The sequence below is a fragment of the Hydrogenophaga sp. genome (assembly GCF_019264445.1).
In the GTDB taxonomy this organism is placed as follows: Bacteria; Pseudomonadota; Gammaproteobacteria; order Burkholderiales; family Burkholderiaceae_C; genus Hydrogenophaga.
In genome coordinates, this window is the sequence record NZ_JAHVAB010000040.1 from 1 (window position 1) to 17,760 (window position 17,760).

Genomic DNA, 17,760 nt, shown 5'->3' on the forward strand with positions numbered 1-17,760 from the left:
TGCATGAACCACCCCGCCTTCACCCGCCGCGACACCCTCAAGACCCTGGCCGCGCTCAGCGCGGCGGCCACCAGCCCGCTGGCGTTTGCACAGAAGCCCATCACCGTGGGCGTGATCTACGTCGGCCCGCGCGACGACTACGGCTACAACCAGGCGCACGCCGAAGCGGCGGCGCAACTCAAGAAGATGGCTGGCGTGAAGGTGGTGGAAGAAGAGAACGTGCCCGAGACCGCCGCCGTGCAGCGCAGCATGACCGGCATGATCGCGCAGGACGGCGCCTCGCTCGTGTTCCCCACGTCGTTCGGCTACTTCGACCCGCACATGCTGGCCGTGGCGGGCAAGTTCCCCGACGCGCGCTTTGCCCACTGCGGCGGCATGTGGACCGAAGGCAAGCACCCGAAAAACACCGCGAGCTTCTTCGGCTACATCGACGAATGCCAGTACCTCAACGGCGTGATCGCCGGGCACATGAGCAAGAGCGGCAAGATCGGCTTCGTGGCCGCCAAGCCCATTCCGCAGGTGCTGCGCAACATCAACGCCTTCACCATGGGCGCGCGCTCGGTCAAGCCCGGCATCACCACCAACGTGATCTTCACGGGCGACTGGTCGATGCCGGTGAAGGAAGCCGAGGCCACCAACAGCATGGCCGACCAGGGCGTGGACGTGTTCACCATGCACGTGGACGGCCCCAAGGTGATCGTGGAAACCGCTGCCAAGCGCGGCAAGATGGTCTGCGGCTACCACGCCAGCCAGGCCAAGCTGGCCCCGCAGGCTTACCTGACCGGCGCCGAGTGGAACTGGCTCACCGCGTACATGCAGTTCCTGGAAGCCGCGCGCAGCGGCAAGCCGCACCCCAACTTCGTGCGCGGCGGCCTGAAGGAAGGTTTCGTGAAACCCTCGGCCTACGGCCCGGCCGTGACCGACGCCGCCAAGAAACAGGCCGACGGCATCAAGGCCCAGATGATGGCGGGCAGCTTCGACATCTTCAAAGGCCCGCTGAAAGACAACAAGGGCGCCACCGTGATCCCGGCCGGCAAGGTGTTCAAGCAGACCGACCTGGAGCTGGAAAAGATGAACTACCTGGTCGAAGGCGTGAACGGCAGCGTGTGATGGATCCCCTGTGCCCACGCCACCCGTTCGCCCTGAGCTTGTCGAAGGGCATCCAGGCACACACCATGCAAAGGCTTCGACAAGCTCAGCCCGAACGGAGAGTGGCTCAGCCCGAACGGAGAGTGGCTCAGCCCGAACGGAGAGTGGCTCAGCCCGAACGGGCGGCAGCTCAACCCCCACATCCATGAGCTGACCATGCGCAACATCCTGCTGCCCATCGGCGCGATCCTCGCGGCCCTGCTGCTGTTCGGGCTCTTCGTCTCGTTCGCGGGCGTGGACCCGGTGGAGGTGTGGGTGCTGCTGTTCAAGGGCGCGTTCGGCGACTGGTATTCGTGGCAGAACACGCTGCAGCGCGCTGCACCGCTCATGCTCACCGCGCTGTGCGTGGCGATTCCCGCGCGCGCCGGCCTGGTGGTGATCGGGGGCGAAGGCGCGCTGGTGCTGGGCGGGCTGGCGTGTGCGGCGCTGGCGCATGCGGTGCCGCTGCCGGGCCACGCGCTCGGCACCGTGGCGGTGTGCGTGGCGGGCGCGCTGGCCGGTGCGCTGTGGATCGCGCTGGCCGGCTGGCTGCGCCAGTTCCGCGGCATCAACGAAACCATCAGCAGCCTCTTGCTGGCCTATGTGGCCATCGGCCTGTTCAAGCACATCGTGGAAGGGCCGCTGCGCGACCCGGCCAGCCTGAACAAGCCCTCGACCCCCGCGCTGCCCGACGGCCTGCTCATCAGCGGCATGGGCGGCTCCGACGTGCACTGGGGCCTGGTGATCGGCGTCGTGGTGTGCCTGCTGGCCGGCCTGTGGCTGCGCCTCACGCCCTCGGGCTTTGCGGTGCGCGTGGTGGGTGGCAACCCGCGCGCGGCCCAGCTGGTGGGGCTGCCGGCCACGCGCCTGATCGTGGTGGCCTGTGCGCTCGGTGGCGCCGCCGCTGGCCTGGCGGGCGCCATCGAGGTGGCCGCCGTGCACACCAGCGCCAACGCCGCGCTGATCGCCGGCTACGGCTACGCGGGCATTCTGGTGTCGTTCATCGCGCGCCACCACCCCGTTGCGGTGATTCCGGTGGCCATCGTGTTTGGCGGCTTCGGCGCGGCGGGCAGCCTGCTGCAGCGCCGCCTGGGTCTGCCCGACGCGTCGGTGCTGCTGCTGCAAGGCATTGCCTTCGTGCTCATCCTTGCCAGCGAAGCGCTGCGCGATGTGGACTTCAAGCGACTCTTCGCGCGCCTGGGGCAATTCGGCCCGTCCGAGCCGGTGCCCATCGTGATCGGCACGCCTGCCCCCACCCCGGGAGAGAAGCCATGACCACCGACCAGTTGATCATTTTTCTCGCCGGCATCGTTGGCGGCGCCCTGCGCGTGGGCGTGCCCTTCCTCTTCGTGAGCCTGGGCGAATGCCTCACCGAAAAATCGGGCCGCATCAACCTCGGGCTCGAAGGCGTGCTGGTGCTCTCGGCGATGGTGGCGTTTGGTGGCTCGTACCTCAGCGGCTCGCCATGGGTGGGCGTGCTGGCCGCCGCCGTGGCGGGCGCGCTGCTGGCCACGCTGCACGGCTTGCTGTGCTCGCTGCCGCGCGTGAACGACATCGCCACCGGCATCGCGCTCATGCTGCTGGGCATGGGGCTGGCGTTCTACCTGGGCAAGCCGCTCATTCAGCCGCAGGCACCGCAGCTCCCCGCCATCCCACTGGGCTTCTGGAGCGACTCGGCCGCCGTGCGCTCCGCGCTGCAGATCAACGCGCTGCTGCCCATCGGCCTGGTGCTGGCGGTGGCCCTGTGGTGGGCCTTTGCGCGCACGCGCGCCGGCCTGCTGGTGCGCATGGCCGGCGACTCGGCCAACGCCACGCGCGCGCTGGGGTACTCGGTCTCGGGCATCCGCATTGCGGCCACGGCAGCCGGTGGTTTGATCGCCGGGCTGGGCGGCGCCTCGCTCACGCTGTTCTACCCCGGCAGCTGGAACGAAGGCATCTCCAGCGGCCAGGGGTTGATTGCGGTGGCGCTGGTGATCTTTGCGCGCTGGAGCCCGCTGCGTTGTGTGGGTGCGGCGCTGCTGTTTGGCGGCGCGGGCGCCATCGGCCCGGCGCTGCAGTCGGTTGGCGTTGGCTGGGGCTACCACCTCTTCAACATCGTGCCGTATGTGCTCACGCTGCTGATCCTGGTGATCACCTGCCGCCCCGGTGTGATCGTGCCGGGCAGCCCGACCGAACTTTCTTCAAACCGTTGACATGAACACCTATCCGTTCGGGCTGAGCCTGTCGAAGCCCTTCCAGGCCCACACCGCAAGAGCCCTTCGACAAGCTCAGGGCGAACGGCATTGAAGGAAACCGACATGGAACGTTTCGTGGATGCCCAACCGTATGCCTGGCCCTACAACGGCGACCTGCGGCCGCAGAACACCGCGCTCATCGTGATTGACATGCAGACCGACTTCTGCGGCGTGGGTGGCTATGTCGACAAGATGGGCTACGACATCTCGCTCACGCGCGCGCCCATTGCGCCGCTGCAGCGCCTGCTGGCCGCGATGCGCACGGCGGGCTACACCGTCATCCACACACGCGAAGGTCATCGGCCCGACCTCTCGGACCTGCCAGCCAACAAGCGCTGGCGCTCGCGGCAGATCGGCACCGATGGCGTGGGCATTGGCGACGACGGGCCGTGCGGGCGCATTCTGGTGCGCGGCGAGCCGGGCTGGGAGCTCATTCCCGAACTCGCGCCGCTGCCGGGCGAAGTCGTCATCGACAAGCCGGGCAAAGGCTCGTTTTACGCGACCGACCTCGAACTGCTGCTGCGCACGCGCGGCATCACCAACCTCGTGCTCACCGGCATCACCACCGACGTGTGCGTGCACACCACCATGCGCGACGCCAACGACCGCGGCTTTGAATGCCTGCTGCTGTCGGACTGCACCGCCGCCACCGACCGGGGCAACCACGAGGCCGCGCTGAAGATGATCACCATGCAGGGCGGTGTGTTCGGCGCCCATGCCACCTCAACCGCCTTGCTGGAAGCGATCCAATGAAACACCCCTGCCGCGCTTCGCGCGACCCCCTCAAGGGGGCAGCACCGGCGGCCCGGCAAAGCCGGTTCCGCGGTGCTTCTGGACGGAGACCGTGACATGAGCGAAACAAATCCCATCGGCGGCCTGCCGCTGCCCACCGGCGCGCTGGCGCTGGACACCTACGACATGGGCATGCAGTTCGGCAGCTTCAAGGCGCTGGACGGCGTGAGCATGAAAGTGGCGCCTGGCACCGTGCACGCGCTGCTGGGCGAGAACGGTGCGGGCAAGAGCACGCTCGTGAAATGCGTGGCGGGTTTTCAGCGGCCCACCTCGGGCAGCATCCTGATTGACGGGCGCGAGCAGGCCATTGCCAACCCGGTGGTGGCGCGCACGCTGGGCATCGGCATGGTGTACCAGCACTTCACGCTCGCCCCCGGCATGACCGTGGCCGAGAACCTGCTGCTGGCCGGCGGCAAGACGCCGGCCGTGATCGACTGGCGCGCGCAACGCGCCGACCTGCAGCGCTTTCTGGCCACCACGCCGTTCCAGCTCGATCTGGACGCGCGGCCCCAGGCGCTGGCCGCCGGCGAAAAGCAGAAGCTGGAGCTGCTCAAGCAGCTCTACCTCAAGCCGCGCCTGCTGATCCTGGACGAGCCCACCTCGGTGCTCACGCCGCAAGAAGCCGACGAGGTGCTCGGCCACGTGCGCCAGTTCGCCCGCAGCGGGCTGTGCACCGTGCTGATCATCACGCACAAGTTTCGCGAGGTCATGGCCTATGCCGACGACGTGACCGTGCTGCGCAGGGGCAAGGCCGTGCACCACTGCGCGGTGCCCGACACCACCCCCGCCCTGCTCGCGCAGGCCATGGTGGGCGAAGCGGGCGCGGCCACCCCAGAGCACCAGGCCTCGCGCGCGGCGCCACCGCCTGCGCTCTCAAGCCAGGTCGCGTCGTTGCAGGTGCAGGGCCTGAACGTGGTGGGGGACCGCGGCACGCTGGCCGTGCAGGAACTCAGCCTCGCCGTGGCGCCGGGCGAGATTCTGGGCATTGCCGGTGTGTCGGGCAACGGCCAGCGCGAGCTGGTGGAAGCCCTGGTGGGCCAGCGCCCGCGTGCAGCGGGAGCGGTGACGGTGCAGGGCCAGCCGTACCACGCGCGCCGCGAAGAAAACCACCGCCTGAAGGTGCGCAGCCTGCCCGAAGAGCCCTTGCGCAACGCCTGCGTGGGCGATCTTTCTGTGGCGGAGAACATGGCGCTGCGCGACTTTGACCGCGCCCCGCTGTGCGCTGGCGGGCGCCTGCGCTTTGGCCATTGGCGCAGCCGCGCGCGCGAATGGATCGCCAGCTACGGCATCAAGACGCAGGGCGAAGGCGCGCCGATCCGCAGCCTCTCGGGCGGCAACGTGCAGCGCGCGGTGCTGGCGCGCGAGCTGCACGGCGACATCAGCGTGCTGATCGCCGCCAACCCGGTGTTCGGGCTGGACTTCGCGGCGGTGAGAGACATCCACGGCCGCCTGCGCGGCGTGCGCGACCAGGGCGGCGCGGTGCTGCTGATCAGCGAAGACCTCGACGAGCTGCTGGAGCTGGCCGACCGCATCGTGGTGATGAGCGAAGGGCGCATCGTGTTTGAAACACCCGGCGCTTCGGCGAACCGGCAAACCCTGGGCGCCCACATGGGCGGAGGACACTGACCATGCTGATCGATGCCCAACCCTTCGCTTACGGGTTCGACGTGGCGCACACCGCGCTGGTCATCATCGACATGCAGCGCGACTTCATCGAGCCCGGGGGCTTTGGGGAAACGCTGGGCAACAACGTGTCGCTGCTCGCGGCCATCGTGCCGGCGTGCCAGGCCGCGCTCGGTGCGTGGCGCCGCGCGGGTGGCATGGTGGTGCACACGCGCGAGGCCCACCGGCCCGACCTCTCCGACTGCCCACCGGCCAAGCGGCTGCGCGGCAACCCGAGCCTGCGCATTGGCGACGTGGGGCCCATGGGTCGCATCCTCGTGGCGGGCGAACCGGGCAACCAGATCATTCCGGCGCTCTCGCCGGTGGCCGGCGAAACCGTGATCGACAAGCCAGGCAAAGGCATGTTTTACGGCACCACGGTGCACGCGCAATTGCAGAAGGCAGGCATCACGCACCTGCTCTTCATGGGCGTGACCACCGAGGTGTGCGTGCAGACCAGCATGCGCGAGGCCAACGACCGCGGCTACGACTGCCTGCTGCTCGAAGACTGCACCGAGAGCTACTTCCCGCACTTCAAGGCCGTCACCGTGGAGATGCTGCGCGCGCAGGGCGCCATCGTCGGCTGGACGGCCACCAGCGCGCAGCTGATCGCGGCCCTGCAAGGCACCTGAATCGCCAACGCTGCTAGAGTTTCCCCGTGCCCACCACCATCCCCCAACCCAAGGCCCTGCAGGCGCCTGCGCGCCGCTCTCGCGCGAACGAGGTGTACGAGCAGCTCAAGCGCGACATCGCCGATTTCCGCATGGTGCCCGGCGACCGCTTCAGCGAACACGAACTCTGCAGCCGGCTGGACGTGTCACGCACGCCGGTGCGCCAGGCGCTCACCCGGCTGCAGCAAGAGGGACTGGTGGAGGTGATGTTTCGCAGCGGCTGGCGCGTGCTGCCGTTTGATTTCGACAAGTTCGACCAGCTCTACGACCTGCGCATGGTGCTGGAGACCACCGCCGTGCAGCGCCTGTGCCTGCAGGACGTGCAACCCCCGGAGCCCGCGCTGCAGGCCTTGAAAGACCGCTGGCTCGCGCCCGTGGCCGAGCGCAGCACCGACCCGGTGCAGGTGGCCGAGTGGGACGAAGACTTTCATGAGGCGCTGGTGCGCGCCGCCGGCAACGCCGAGATGGCGCGTGTGCACCACGAGCTGACCGAGCGCATCCGCATCATCCGCCGGCTCGACTTCCTCAAGCAGATGCGCATCGACGCCACCTACGACGAGCACGCCAAGATCCTGCGCGCCATCCTCGCCCGCAAGGCCGACCGCGCCGACCTGCTGATGCGCTCGCACATCGAGACGAGCCAGGTCGAGGTGCGCAAGATCACGCTGCACCAGGTGTTCATGGCGCAGCAGGTGGCGCCGGCGGCCTGAGCCCGCGCACCGGCCCGCTTCACAAGCGGTTCTTCTCGATCTTCTGCGCGGGTGCCCCGTGGTCCACCCGCACGTGGCCCACGTCGGAGTACGAACCGCCCATGTCGAGGCTGACATCCAGGCTGGTGAGCACCACCGTGAGCTTCGGGCGCACCCAGGTGGCAATGAAGAAGTCCTGGCGGCCTTCGCTGCGGCGGTCCAGGTAGCGCTTCTCGATGCGCGTGGGCGCGCCGTATTTGGCCTCCAGCGCCTGCTGCACATCGGCTATGCCCAAGGCCGGAAAGTAGAACTTCACCGCCTGCAGCGTGCCCCCGGCCACGCGCACCCAGATCCATTTGTCGCCCACCAGGCTGGGGCGCAGTGCGTCAGCGTGAATGATCTTGACATCGCCATCCACCAGCGGGCCGGCCGGCGGCAAGGGGTTGGGGTTGCCGGCCGTGTCCATCGGCTCCACCGTGTAGCCCACGCCCTCGCGCTGAAAGCACTTGCCACTGGCGGGCGTCACTTCCGTGTAGCGGTACATGTTGGTCGTGCGCCGCCGCAGCAGGCCCTGCTGCCCGATCGGCACGGTGATCACTTCGTACTGGCACTCGCGCACGTCAAAGGGCTTGTTGAGCTCCAGATCGAACACGAAAAAGTCGCGGTCTGCCGCCGTGGCGGGCCACCACAGGCTGGCCAGGCACGCGGCCACACCCCATGTCACAAGCGGTTTCATGCCAGTCTCCCTGCGGGCCATTGCATGGCGTTGCCAAAGGCACCAGTGTCTGCCGCAAGGGCGGCGCTTGGAACCCGACCTAGGTCGGGTGTGACGGTGTCAGGCCTGCGGGGCGATGCCGTGGCGCAGCAGGCGATTGAGCCAGGACAGCGCGATCACCGGCAGCACCGCGGCGACCTTGACGTTGCCGCGAAACACAACGGCCACCGCCAGCGCGAGCACCACCGCCAGCAGCAACAGCCAGGAGCGCTGAAGCACCACACGCCTGGCGCCCACCTTGCCCACGAAGCCTGCCGGCGTTCGCCACATCGCCAGCACACCCACGAGCAACATGCTGGCAAAGAGGCTGGCTTCACCAAAGTGCTGGTAGATGCGCAGCAACCACCACTGCTCCAGAAACGCCGCCGCACCGCCCACGATGAGCCAGACATTGGCGCCCATGATCAGCCGGTTGGCTGGCACCTCGCGCGCCAGCAAGGCCACGAGCTCCAGCAAGGCGACCACCGACGCGACCTTGAACGCGTGGACAAAGCGCTCGTCAGACGCCGGCCCGGCCGCGAATGCCAGATAGGCAAACACCGCCAGCGCGAGAAAGCCGAGCAGGTATTCGAGCGTGGCGGTGAGGATGCGGCGCATGCGTGCAGATCCGCTCAGGCGCAGGCCGCGGTGAGGTTGCTTCGCGCCCGCGCTTCGCAGCGCTCCCTGAAATACGACGTGTTGTAGATGTGCTCCCGGTCCAGGAACGACTTCAGCACCGCCTTGCGCTTCACGCGGTAGATCAGGCCTGGCACCCAGCTGTATTCGGCACGCACCTGGCGGTCGTATTCCGCAAAGCGCTCGGGCGTGGCACCCGCCGCTGTGAGCGCGCGGACCGCCCAGTCGGCACTCTGCTGCTCGTTGGACTTGCCCTGAACGTCGTAGACCGCGTCGTGAAACCACAGGGCCAAGGCCACCTCGCCGGAGTGGTGGGCCAGATGGCGCGCCTGGTCGAAGTGCACCAGGCATTCTGCGAGGTGCTGAAGCGAGTGGTAGTGCCGCTGTGGCTCTTCGTAGGCGGCCACGAGTGCCTCAAACAGCCCGGCAGGCGCCGGCAAGCCGAGGTCGGCCCACGCCTGCCGCCACGCCGCCTTCAAGTCATGCATGGACGTTCTCCCACCTACCCGCACACCACCCCATCCGCGTCCAGCGCAGGCGGTCGCAGCAGGTCGTTGTCGATGCCCATGACCGCGCTGGCGCGCTCCACGGCTTGCCACAGCGGTCGGGGCATTTTCAGGATGTCGTCGGGCGATTGCGCCTGGGCGATCCAGGCGCTGATCTGCTGGTGCTGCTCGTGGGTAAGCAGGGCCAGGTGCAGCATTTCGTCAATGATTTTCATGCGGGGTTCAGGTCGGTTTGGGCACTTGCAGTGCCTTCAGGTTGGCGGCGGCGCGTTCGGCCAGCCGGTCGATCAGTGCGTCGAGTTGCTGCACTTCTTCGGGCGAGAGCGCCAGCAGCAGCTGGCGGTTGAGCTCCACCACCTCGGGCAGGAATTCGTCGTAGAGCGCGCGGCCTTGTTCGGTGAGGGCCACGCGGGCGTGTCGGCGGTCGCTGGGGATCACTTCGCGGGAGGCCAGCTTCATGTCCACCAGGATGGTGACGATGCGCGAGGTGCGCGCGCGGTCCAGCTGCGCCAGCTCGGCGAGTTCTGACGACAGGACCGGCCCATGCCGGGCCAGCACCACGATCAGGCGCCACTCGCGGCGCGACACGCCGTAGCGCGCCTGGCACAGGCGCCCCAGCGGTGCCACGGCCTGCGCCTGCAGGCGCGAGAGGCGATATAGGAACAGCTCAGCCATCTGACGCTCGGACTCCACCAGTGAATACCCTGAGCATAGTTGTATTGGTCAACCATCGTCTGCGGGCATAGATTCACCGGACGCGTCCAGAAACACAGGAGACATTCATGACCCAGGTACCGCTTGCCCCTGCCACCCCTTCCCGCCTGCTGGGCGCGGCGCTGCTCGCGCTGGCGGCCTCGATGGCCTCCTCACCCGCCCTCGCGCAGGCCTGGCCGGCCAAGCCGGTGACGCTGGTGGTGGGCACACCGGCCGGTGGCTCGGTGGATGCGTATGGCCGCGCGCTGGCCGACCAGCTCGCCAAACAGACGGGCGGCACCTTTGTGGTGGAAAACAAGGGCGGCGCCAACGGCAACCTGAGCGCCGAGCAGGTGCGCACCGCCGCCGCCGATGGCCACACGCTGTGGCTCAGCACGCAGGCGATGTTCACGATCAACCCCTCGGTGTACCCGGCCCTGAAGTGGAAGCAGGCGGACTTCAGACCCCTGGCCAAGGGCATCGAGAGCCCGCTGGTGCTGGTGACGCACCCGTCGGTGCCCGCCAAAACGCTGCCCGAGCTGGTGAAGTGGGTGGCGGCCAACCCGGGCAAGATCACCTACGCGTCGTTCAGCCCGGGCACGCCCTCGCATTTCCTGGGCTTCCAGCTCAACGAGCGCTTCAAGCTGGACATGGTGCACGTGGCCTACAAGGGCAGCGCGCCGCAAATCACCGACCTGCTCGGCGGGCAGGTGGTGCTGGGCTTCACGCAGCTGCAGGCGGCGCTGCCGCATGTGCAGAGCGGCAAGCTCAACGCGATTGCGGTGACCTCGAAAGACCGCACCCGGTTCCTGCCGCAGGTGCCCAGCCTGGCCGAGCTGGGCCACCCCGACCTGACGTCCACCGTGTGGTTCGGGCTCATGGCGCCCTCGGCCACACCCAAGCCGGTGCTCGACCAGATCCAGGCTGCCGCGGTGAAGGCGCAGGCCGATGCCGACTACAAAGCCAAACTGGAAGCGCAGGGCTTTGATGTGCCGCAGGAGAGTGGCGAGGCGTTTGCCGCCACCATTGCCGCGGAAACCGCGCGCTGGGCCAGGGTGGTCAAGGCCACCGGTTTCCGCGCCAACGACTGAACAGAAAGCCCCGCCCACATGCCCCGCCCCAACGCGCCTTCACTGGCGTTCTTCGCCCAGCTCTCGATCGAAGTGGCCCCGGCCCACGAAATCGGCCAGACCCCGGCGGGCCTGCGCCGTGTGATTCCCATCCTGAGCGGGCTGGTGCAGGGCGACGGCTGGCGTGCGCGCGTGTTGCCCGGTGGCGCCGATTTCCAGGCCATCGTCAGCCCCACGCTCGCGCAGCTCGATGCGCGCTATGTGCTCGAAACCGATGCGGGCGACCTCATCTATGTGTGCAACCGCGCCATCCGCGTGGCCGCGCCCGAGGTGACGGCGCGGCTGGTGCGCGGCGAGCCGGTGGACCCGGCGCTGGTGTATTTCCGGTGCGTGCCCACGTTCGAGACCGCCGCGCCCGCGCTGGCCTGGGTCAACGAGCGGCTGTTCGTCGGATCGGGCATTCGCCGCCCCAGCGCCGTGGAGATCGACTGCTTTACCGTGAACTGACCGGCAGCAGCGTGAGCGATGCAAACCCGAGGTGGTGCATGGTCTCGCGCAGGATGAGCACGTAGGCCGCAAACTCCGCGCGCACGGGCAGGCCGGCAGAGGCCGCCGGGCGGCCCAGCGACACCGCCACCAGCTGGTTGAACACTTGCTCGATATCGTCAATGAGCAGCAGCGCACCGTGCGCTTCGCGCTCGTGCACCAGGCGGTGCAGCTCGCGCGCCGGGGCGTCCGCTGTCACCAGCTGCGAGCCCGGCGGCATTTGCCGCAGCAGCGGCATCACGGCGTTTTCCACGTGTTCGATGGCGTTTTCCAGCTCCAGCGGGGTCGGCGGTTCGCGCCGGAACGGGCCTTCGCCCAACGCCTGGGTGCCGATGTCGAGCATCCATTCACGCACCCCGCCGCGCAGGAACTCGGTGATCAGGTGCGTTTCGTGTGTGCCGATGGCGATGCGGGTGCGGGCATCAGGCACCATGCACGCCTCCGTGCTCCTGCCCCTGCCGCGCCGAAATGCGCTCGGCCACCCGCTCGGCCTGCTGGGCAATGGTGCGCAACAGGCCGCCGGGCTGGCGCACGTCAAAGCCCACGAAGTACACGCCCTGCAGCGCGCCCTCGCCGCTCACGCCGGGCGGTATGCCGCGCTCGTCCAGCGGCAGCGGGGTGTAGGGAAAGAGCGCCTGCAGCGCAGGCTGGTAGCCGGTGGCCAGCAGCACGGCGTCAAACGGGTGCTCGGTACCGTCGGTGAAACGCACACCGCCAGAGGTCAGCGACTGAATGCCGGGGTACACCAGAATGTCGCCGGTCTGGATGCGCTTGACGGTGCCCACATCGATCACGGGCGTCTTGCCCTCCTCGCGCAACTGGCGCTGCGGCGACACGCGCGCAGTGGGCAGCCCGTGGCGGCGCAGGTCGCCCACCGTGAGGTCTCGAAACAGCGTGGCCAGCGCATCGCCCAGCGCATGGGGCAGTTTGCTCAGCAGGATGCTGGAGAGCTGCGTCGGCCGCCCCAGCACCTCGCGCCGCACGATGTTGACCGGCGAGCGCACCGAGAGCGCGGCGCGCACGCCGTGCTCGACCAGATCCAGCGCGATCTCGGCGCCGGTGTTGCCCATGCCGACCACGAGCACGCGCTGCCCTGCGAAGGGCGCGGCGTTGCGGTAGCTGCGGCTGTGCAGCACGCGGCCCTGGAACACGTCTTCGCCCGGCAGGCGCGGCACCTGCGGCACGCGGTTGGCACCGGTGGCCACCACCACGTGGTTGGCGGCGTAGTGGCGCCCATCCGACAGCCGCACCTGCCACGGCGCGCCCGGTTCCTGGCGGGGTTCGATGGCCTCCACGTTGACGCCCAGCTCGGGCTCGATCCGGTGATGGCGCGCGTAAGCGGTGAGGTAGTCCACCACGCCCTGGCGCGGCACGTAGCGCGGCGCGTCTTCCGGGAACGCCATGCCGGGCAGGGCCGAATGGGTCTTGGCGGTGTGCAGGTGCAGCCGCTCGTAATGGCGGCGCCACGAAGACGCCACCTCCTGCGCCCGGTCAAACACCAGCGGGCTGTGCCCGCGCTGCATCAGGCACGCGGCCACCGCCAGCCCGGCAGGACCGGCGCCAATGACGACGATGTCTGCCTCGGTGTCGGGGTCGAGCGGGGCGTGGTTGGAGCCGCGAAAGGGTTGGGTGTACAGGTCTGGCGTGTCGTGGTCCATGGAGGCAGTGTGCGGCCTTGGCCTCGCATGTCAAGCCCGAGGAGTCGGGCTGGCGTCACTGGCTCGGGGGGTCGAGGCGGCGGGCCCGCTCCATCAGAAAGGTTTTTTCGCGCTCGTTGCCCGCCAGCTCGGCCGCGCGCACGAATTCGGTGCGCGCTTCGGCGTGGCGCCCCAGCCGGGCCAGCAAATCGCCGCGCACGCTGGGCAGCCAGTGGTACTGGCGCAGCGCCTTGTGCGCCATGAGCGCGTCCACCAGCACCAGGCCGGCGGCCGGGCCGGCGTGCATGGACACCGCCACGGCGCGGTTGAGCTCGACCACCGGCGAAGGCGACACGCGCGCCAGCTCGCCATAGAGCGCGGCAATGCGCGCCCAGTCGGTGTCGGCCGCGCGCAGCGCGCGGGCATGGCAGGCGGCAATGGCGGCCTGCAGGTGGTACGGGCCAGGCGCGGTGGTGAGCCGGTCGGCGCGGTCCAGCGCGTCCAGGCCTCGGCGCACGAGCAAGGCGTCCCAGCGGCTGCGGTCCTGCTCGGCCAGTAGCACGGGGCGGCCTTGCGCATCGGTGCGCGCGGCCGTGCGCGAGGCCTGGATTTCCATCAGCGCCAGCAGGCCCAGCACCTCGGGCTGCTGCGGTGCCATGCCGGCGAGCATGCGGCCCAGGCGCAGCGCTTCGTCGCACAGGGCCGGGCGCATCCAGTCGTCACCGCTGGTGGCGGTGTAGCCCTCGTTGAACACGAGGTACACCACTTCCAGCACCGAAGCCAGGCGCTCGCCCAGCGCCTCGCCGCGCGGCACCTCGAACGGCACGCCCGCCTCGCTGAGCGTGCGCTTGGCGCGCACGATGCGCTGCGCGATGGTGGCTTCGGGCACCAGGAAGGCGCGTGCAATTTCGTGCGTGGTGAGCCCGCCCAGCAGCTTGAGCGTGAGGGCCACGCGCGCGTCGGTGCCCAGCACGGGGTGGCAGGCGGTGAACACCAGGCGCAACAGGTCGTCGCCAATGTCGTCCTGGCGGGCCTCGTCGAGCGCGTCCACAAAGTCGGGCACGTGCGTGGCGCCCAGCGCCTCCAGGTCGGCCGCGATGCCGTCGTGCTTCTCCTGCGCCATCTGGCGGTGGCGCAGGTGGTCGAGCGCGCGGCGCTTGGCGGTGGTCATGAGCCAGGCGGCGGGGTTGTCGGGCACGCCGTCGCGCGGCCAATGTTCGAGCGCGGCCACCAGCGCGTCCTGCGCCAGCTCTTCGGCCACGCCGATGTCGCGCACCACGCGCGCCACCGACGCGGTGATGCGCGCGGACTCCAGGCGCCAGACGGTGGCAATGGCCTGATGGACACCGGAATGCATGCGCGCGAATTTACATCTGCGCGGGTGCGGCGCTCTCGTCCATCCAGAACACCTCCCACTGGTGGCCGTCCAGGTCGGCAAAGCCATGCTGGTACATGAAGCCGTGGTCCATGGGTGTGTTGGGCGTGGTGCCGCCGGCGGCCACGGCCCTGGCCACGATCTCGTCCACCTCGCTGCGGCTGTCGCACGAGAGCGCGATCAAGACCTCGGTGGCCTTGTTCGCGTCGCTGATCGGCAACTTCGTAAAGCCTTGAAAGAAGGGCTCAACCAGCAGCATGGCGTAGATGTTGTCGGCAATCTCCAGGCAGGCGCCCTGCTCGTTGGTGAACTGCCGGTTGAAGCTGAGGCCCAGCGAGGTGAAGAAGGCCTGCGAACGGGCCATGTCCTTGATGGGCAGGTTGACGAAGATCTGGCGCAGCATGGGGTTCTCCTTGTAGGGGTTCAGTGCGTGCCTTCGCACAGGGTCTTGAGCTTTTCCAGCGCCAGCGGCCAGGTGCGGGCCATGTGGTCGTCGTAGCCCCCGAACACATCGGCGGCCACCCGCAGACGCGTGCCGCCGGCCTCGTCGGTGAAGCGGTAGTTTTCGTGGCAGGGCGCCCAGGCCTTCACGGCTTCGCTGGTGGTGTCTTCGCCTTGCGGGCCGATCATGCCGAGGTGGCGGATGGACACGAACTCGGCAGGCCGGTGCTCCGCGATCTCGGACACCATGCCCTGGCCGTTGGGGCCCAGGAAGCGAATGCGCTCGCCGGCGTTCCACGAGCCCTCGAAACGCGAGCCTTCGCAGAAGACGCTGGTCCACTGCTCGTAGGTGGGCGACTGCAACATGGTGGCCCACACGCGTTCGCGCGGCGCCGCAATGTGAATGTCAAAGTGTTGCGTGTTCATGGACATCTCCTCAAGGCCTGGCGGCCTGCATGGCGTCGAGTTTCTTGAAGTCTTCCAGCGGCTCGCTGGGCGGGAAGTCGTCGAGTTCGTAGAGCTGGCGCAGCTCGATGACGGCCTCCTTGCCCTGCCCGGCCGGGTTGGGAAAGCGGCGACTCCACTCCATCGCCTCTTCGCGCGAGCGCACCTGGATCAGCGTGTAGCCGGCGATCAGCTCCTTGGCTTCGGCAAAGGGGCCATCGACGACGCGCTTGCCACCATCGGCGCTGTAGTGCACGCGCCAGCCCTTGCAGCTGGGGTGCAGGCCCGAGCCGTCGAGCAGCACGCCGGCCTGCGCCAGGGCTTCGTGGTAACGCACCATCTCGGCCATCAGGGCTTCGTCGGGGGCGGGGGTGGTCTCTGCTTCGAACTCGGCGCAGGACTTGACGATGATCATGAATCGCATGGGCTTCTCCTGGGTGGCGGATGAAAGGGACTTTCAACCGGTACGACGAAGCGGGTGCGGCGTTTTCGACACACCCCGCTCAGGACAAACCCTGAGAGCCCCCCGGTCTCAGCCCGGGCTGTCGTCGTAGCAGGGCCCCACGGCGCGCACCTCCACCGTGGCCCACTCGGCGGCGGGGCACTCGTGTGCAATGGCAACGGCCTCGGCCATGCTGTCGCACTTCAGCAGGAAGAAGCCGCCGATCATTTCCTTGGCTTCGGCGAACGGTCCGTCGAGCACCTGGGGCTTGCCGCCGCCCGTGTGCACCCGCACCGCCTGCGACTGCGACGCCAGTGACTCCACCGCCAGCAGCTTGCCGCGCGCCTTGAGCGATTCACCAAACTGCTGCATGCGGGCGTACACCTCGCGGCCCTGGGATTCGGTGCGCGTGCGGCGCTGGCCGGTGGGTTCAACGATCAAGAGCATGTGGGACATGGCAGGGCCTTTTGACGAAGCACAAGCCCGGGATGCTACCGCTTGACCCCGCAGGGCAAACACCCACAATGCAACGGAATGAACACCAGCACCAACTTCGAAAGCTTCCGCCTGCAAGCCCTGATCGAGGGCTTTGACGAAGCCCTCGAACGGGAATGGCCACCCCTCACGCTGCTGGACATGCACACCCACCCCTTCGCGGCCAAGGCGGTCGTCACCCGGGGCGAGATGTGGCTCACGGTCGGCGACCTCACGCGCCAGCTGCGCCCGGGCGACACCTTCGAGATCGAGCGCGACGTGCCCCACGCCGAACGCTACGGCGCCGAAGGTGCCACGTACTGGGTGGCGCGGCGCAAGGACTGAGGCCTCAGCCCGCCCGCTCCAGCCACACATACAGGCCCACCACGGGCTGTTGCTGGTCTTCGCGCAGCGGCGCCTGCCATGTCTGGCGCACACGAAAGCCATGGGCTTGGGCCAGTCGCTCCACGTAGCCGGGTGAATGCGCGTAGCGCAGGCTGGGCCGCAGCTGGAGTTCGTGCGCATCGCCGGCCAGCTCCACCGAGAACGCGAAGCAGCCGCCCGGCCGCAGCCGCTGCCGCACGGCGGCAAACACCTCTTCGAGCGCACCCACGTAAATGAACACATCGGCGGCCACCACAAGGTCTGCCGGTTCTTCGGACGAGCGCAGGAAGCCGAGCAGGTCGTCCTGCGCCACGTGGCGGTAAGCGCCGCTGGCGCGCGCCTGCTCCACCATGGCCTGTGCGAGATCGACACCGTCCACCGCATCGGCATGCGGGCGGATGAGCGAGCCACACAGGCCCGTGCCGCAACCGAGATCGAGCGCCAGCGGGAAGCGCTGCCCACCCTCGCGCAGGGGCTCGAGCAGGGTCGCATGGGCCTGGTACTTCAGGTGCTCGATGAGGTGGCTCTGAAAGTCGTCGGCGTACTCGTCAAAGAGTGCTTCCACATACGCGCGTGGCGGCTGCGCGGGCGTGGCGTCGCCTGTGCGCACCGAGGCGAGGTAGAAGCGGTGCAGGGTGTCGTCGCCACCGTGGGCCAGGGCTTGCTCAAAGCAGCGCGCGGCTTCGGCGTATTGGCCGGCGTCGCGCATCAGGCTGCCGCGCTGGCTCCAGGCCTCGGCCAGCGTGTCGTCCAGCGCCAGCGCCCGGTCCAGCGCCTGCAGTGCCTCTTGCGGGCGCTCCAGGCGCAGCAGGCACAGGGCCAGCGAGAGATGGATCTGCCCGGTGCTGGCACCGAGCTTCACGCCCTGCTGCAGCGCGTGCGCGGCTCCCGCCCAGTTCGAGAGCGCTTCCTGTGAGAGCCCCAGCGCGATCCAGGCGTCGCGGTGGGTGGGGTCGGCTTGCGTGGCCTGCGTGAGCGTCGCCACGGCCTCGGCCCAGCGGCCCAGGCGGCACTGCGTCACCCCCAGGTTGGCCAGGATGGAAGGCCGCCCGGGCACCAGGGCCAGCGCGGCCTGGTAGCGATCAGCGGCCTCCTCAAGTTGTCCGGCCTCGAAGAGGGTGTTGCCTTCGAAGAAGCAGGCCTTGGCCTGCTCCAGGTGTTCGGGGGTGTTCATGGCGCGAC

General features: G+C 68.7%; 23 protein-coding genes. 10 read left to right on the top strand and 13 right to left on the bottom strand.

Going from position 1 to position 17,760, the window contains the following annotated elements; translation table 11 throughout:
* Positions 1-3: 3 nt before the first annotated feature.
* The 7 genes from KXJ60_RS05880 to KXJ60_RS05910 all read left to right on the top strand — a co-directional run bounded on the left by KXJ60_RS05880 (position 4) and on the right by KXJ60_RS05910 (position 7,197).
* Positions 4-1,110: a BMP family ABC transporter substrate-binding protein gene (locus KXJ60_RS05880; RefSeq protein WP_291125430.1), complete on the top strand. Its 1,107-nt coding sequence runs from the start codon at positions 4-6 to the stop codon at positions 1,108-1,110.
* Between the two features lie 195 nt (positions 1,111-1,305).
* Positions 1,306-2,403, top strand: a complete 1,098-nt coding sequence (locus tag KXJ60_RS05885; protein WP_291125132.1) for an ABC transporter permease — start codon at positions 1,306-1,308, stop codon at positions 2,401-2,403.
* On the top strand, positions 2,400-3,320 hold the full coding sequence (locus KXJ60_RS05890) for an ABC transporter permease (protein WP_291125135.1): 921 nt from the start codon (positions 2,400-2,402) through the stop codon (positions 3,318-3,320). Before KXJ60_RS05885 ends, KXJ60_RS05890 begins: the two co-directional genes overlap by 4 nt.
* A gap of 105 nt (positions 3,321-3,425) precedes the next feature.
* Positions 3,426-4,115 (top strand): isochorismatase family cysteine hydrolase, encoded by a 690-nt coding sequence (locus KXJ60_RS05895; RefSeq protein ID WP_291125138.1) that lies wholly within the window; start codon positions 3,426-3,428, stop codon positions 4,113-4,115.
* A gap of 96 nt (positions 4,116-4,211) precedes the next feature.
* Positions 4,212-5,780: an ABC transporter ATP-binding protein gene (locus KXJ60_RS05900; RefSeq protein ID WP_291125141.1), complete on the top strand. Its 1,569-nt coding sequence runs from the start codon at positions 4,212-4,214 to the stop codon at positions 5,778-5,780.
* A gap of 2 nt (positions 5,781-5,782) precedes the next feature.
* Positions 5,783-6,448: an isochorismatase family cysteine hydrolase gene (locus KXJ60_RS05905; RefSeq protein WP_291125142.1), complete on the top strand. Its 666-nt coding sequence runs from the start codon at positions 5,783-5,785 to the stop codon at positions 6,446-6,448.
* Between the two features lie 26 nt (positions 6,449-6,474).
* Positions 6,475-7,197 carry a GntR family transcriptional regulator gene (locus KXJ60_RS05910; RefSeq protein WP_291125144.1) on the top strand — a complete coding sequence of 241 codons (723 nt, stop codon included), beginning with the start codon at positions 6,475-6,477 and terminating at the stop codon, positions 7,195-7,197.
* Positions 7,198-7,216: 19 nt separating this feature from the next.
* Here KXJ60_RS05910 and KXJ60_RS05915 read toward each other — a convergent pair whose 3' ends face one another.
* From KXJ60_RS05915 to KXJ60_RS05935, 5 genes are all read right to left on the bottom strand, one after another.
* The gene (locus KXJ60_RS05915; RefSeq protein WP_291125146.1) at positions 7,217-7,912 is read right to left on the bottom strand and encodes a hypothetical protein; all 696 of its coding nucleotides are present in this window, start codon (positions 7,910-7,912) and stop codon (positions 7,217-7,219) included.
* Positions 7,913-8,011: 99 nt separating this feature from the next.
* Complete coding sequence (locus KXJ60_RS05920) at positions 8,012-8,548, bottom strand: hypothetical protein (protein ID WP_291125148.1); 537 nt, start codon at positions 8,546-8,548, stop codon at positions 8,012-8,014.
* Between the two features lie 14 nt (positions 8,549-8,562).
* Positions 8,563-9,054, bottom strand: a complete 492-nt coding sequence (locus KXJ60_RS05925) for an N-methyl-D-aspartate receptor NMDAR2C subunit (protein WP_291125150.1) — start codon at positions 9,052-9,054, stop codon at positions 8,563-8,565.
* A gap of 14 nt (positions 9,055-9,068) precedes the next feature.
* Entirely contained in the window at positions 9,069-9,287 is a 219-nt protein-coding gene (locus KXJ60_RS05930) for a hypothetical protein (protein ID WP_291125152.1), read from the bottom strand.
* 7 nt (positions 9,288-9,294) lie between these two features.
* Positions 9,295-9,747: a MarR family transcriptional regulator gene (locus tag KXJ60_RS05935; protein ID WP_291125154.1), complete on the bottom strand. Its 453-nt coding sequence runs from the start codon at positions 9,745-9,747 to the stop codon at positions 9,295-9,297.
* A 107-nt stretch (positions 9,748-9,854) separates the two neighbouring features.
* Here KXJ60_RS05935 and KXJ60_RS05940 point away from each other — a divergent pair, with 107 nt between their 5' ends.
* Together KXJ60_RS05940 and KXJ60_RS05945 are read left to right on the top strand one after the other, a co-directional pair.
* Positions 9,855-10,856 carry a tripartite tricarboxylate transporter substrate binding protein gene (locus tag KXJ60_RS05940; RefSeq protein WP_291125157.1) on the top strand — a complete coding sequence of 334 codons (1,002 nt, stop codon included), beginning with the start codon at positions 9,855-9,857 and terminating at the stop codon, positions 10,854-10,856.
* An 18-nt stretch (positions 10,857-10,874) separates the two neighbouring features.
* Positions 10,875-11,342: a DUF3237 domain-containing protein gene (locus KXJ60_RS05945; protein WP_291125159.1), complete on the top strand. Its 468-nt coding sequence runs from the start codon at positions 10,875-10,877 to the stop codon at positions 11,340-11,342.
* Here KXJ60_RS05945 and KXJ60_RS05950 read toward each other — a convergent pair.
* The 7 genes from KXJ60_RS05950 to KXJ60_RS05980 form a co-directional block, all read right to left on the bottom strand.
* Entirely contained in the window at positions 11,329-11,814 is a 486-nt protein-coding gene (locus KXJ60_RS05950) for a hypothetical protein (RefSeq protein WP_291125161.1), read from the bottom strand. The genes KXJ60_RS05945 and KXJ60_RS05950 overlap by 14 nt on opposite strands.
* Positions 11,804-13,039, bottom strand: a complete 1,236-nt coding sequence (locus tag KXJ60_RS05955) for an NAD(P)/FAD-dependent oxidoreductase (protein ID WP_291125163.1) — start codon at positions 13,037-13,039, stop codon at positions 11,804-11,806. Before KXJ60_RS05955 ends, KXJ60_RS05950 begins: the two co-directional genes overlap by 11 nt.
* Before the next feature lie 55 nt (positions 13,040-13,094).
* Positions 13,095-14,375 (bottom strand): RNA polymerase sigma factor, encoded by a 1,281-nt coding sequence (locus KXJ60_RS05960; protein WP_291125165.1) that lies wholly within the window; start codon positions 14,373-14,375, stop codon positions 13,095-13,097.
* Between the two features lie 10 nt (positions 14,376-14,385).
* Positions 14,386-14,796 (bottom strand): VOC family protein, encoded by a 411-nt coding sequence (locus tag KXJ60_RS05965; protein WP_291125167.1) that lies wholly within the window; start codon positions 14,794-14,796, stop codon positions 14,386-14,388.
* A 20-nt stretch (positions 14,797-14,816) separates the two neighbouring features.
* A complete protein-coding gene (locus KXJ60_RS05970; RefSeq protein ID WP_291125169.1) occupies positions 14,817-15,260 on the bottom strand; it encodes an SRPBCC domain-containing protein in 444 nt (147 codons plus the stop codon).
* Positions 15,261-15,270: 10 nt separating this feature from the next.
* Entirely contained in the window at positions 15,271-15,702 is a 432-nt protein-coding gene (locus KXJ60_RS05975; RefSeq protein ID WP_291125171.1) for a YciI family protein, read from the bottom strand.
* A 108-nt stretch (positions 15,703-15,810) separates the two neighbouring features.
* Positions 15,811-16,176: a YciI family protein gene (locus tag KXJ60_RS05980; protein WP_291125173.1), complete on the bottom strand. Its 366-nt coding sequence runs from the start codon at positions 16,174-16,176 to the stop codon at positions 15,811-15,813.
* Positions 16,177-16,254: 78 nt separating this feature from the next.
* Between KXJ60_RS05980 and KXJ60_RS05985 the strand changes: the two genes are divergently transcribed.
* The gene (locus KXJ60_RS05985; RefSeq protein ID WP_291125175.1) at positions 16,255-16,539 is read left to right on the top strand and encodes a cupin domain-containing protein; all 285 of its coding nucleotides are present in this window, start codon (positions 16,255-16,257) and stop codon (positions 16,537-16,539) included.
* 4 nt (positions 16,540-16,543) lie between these two features.
* Here the strand turns inward: KXJ60_RS05985 and KXJ60_RS05990 are convergent, their stop codons facing one another.
* Positions 16,544-17,752: a tetratricopeptide repeat protein gene (locus KXJ60_RS05990; RefSeq protein WP_291125177.1), complete on the bottom strand. Its 1,209-nt coding sequence runs from the start codon at positions 17,750-17,752 to the stop codon at positions 16,544-16,546.
* Between the last annotated feature and the right edge of the window lie 8 nt (positions 17,753-17,760).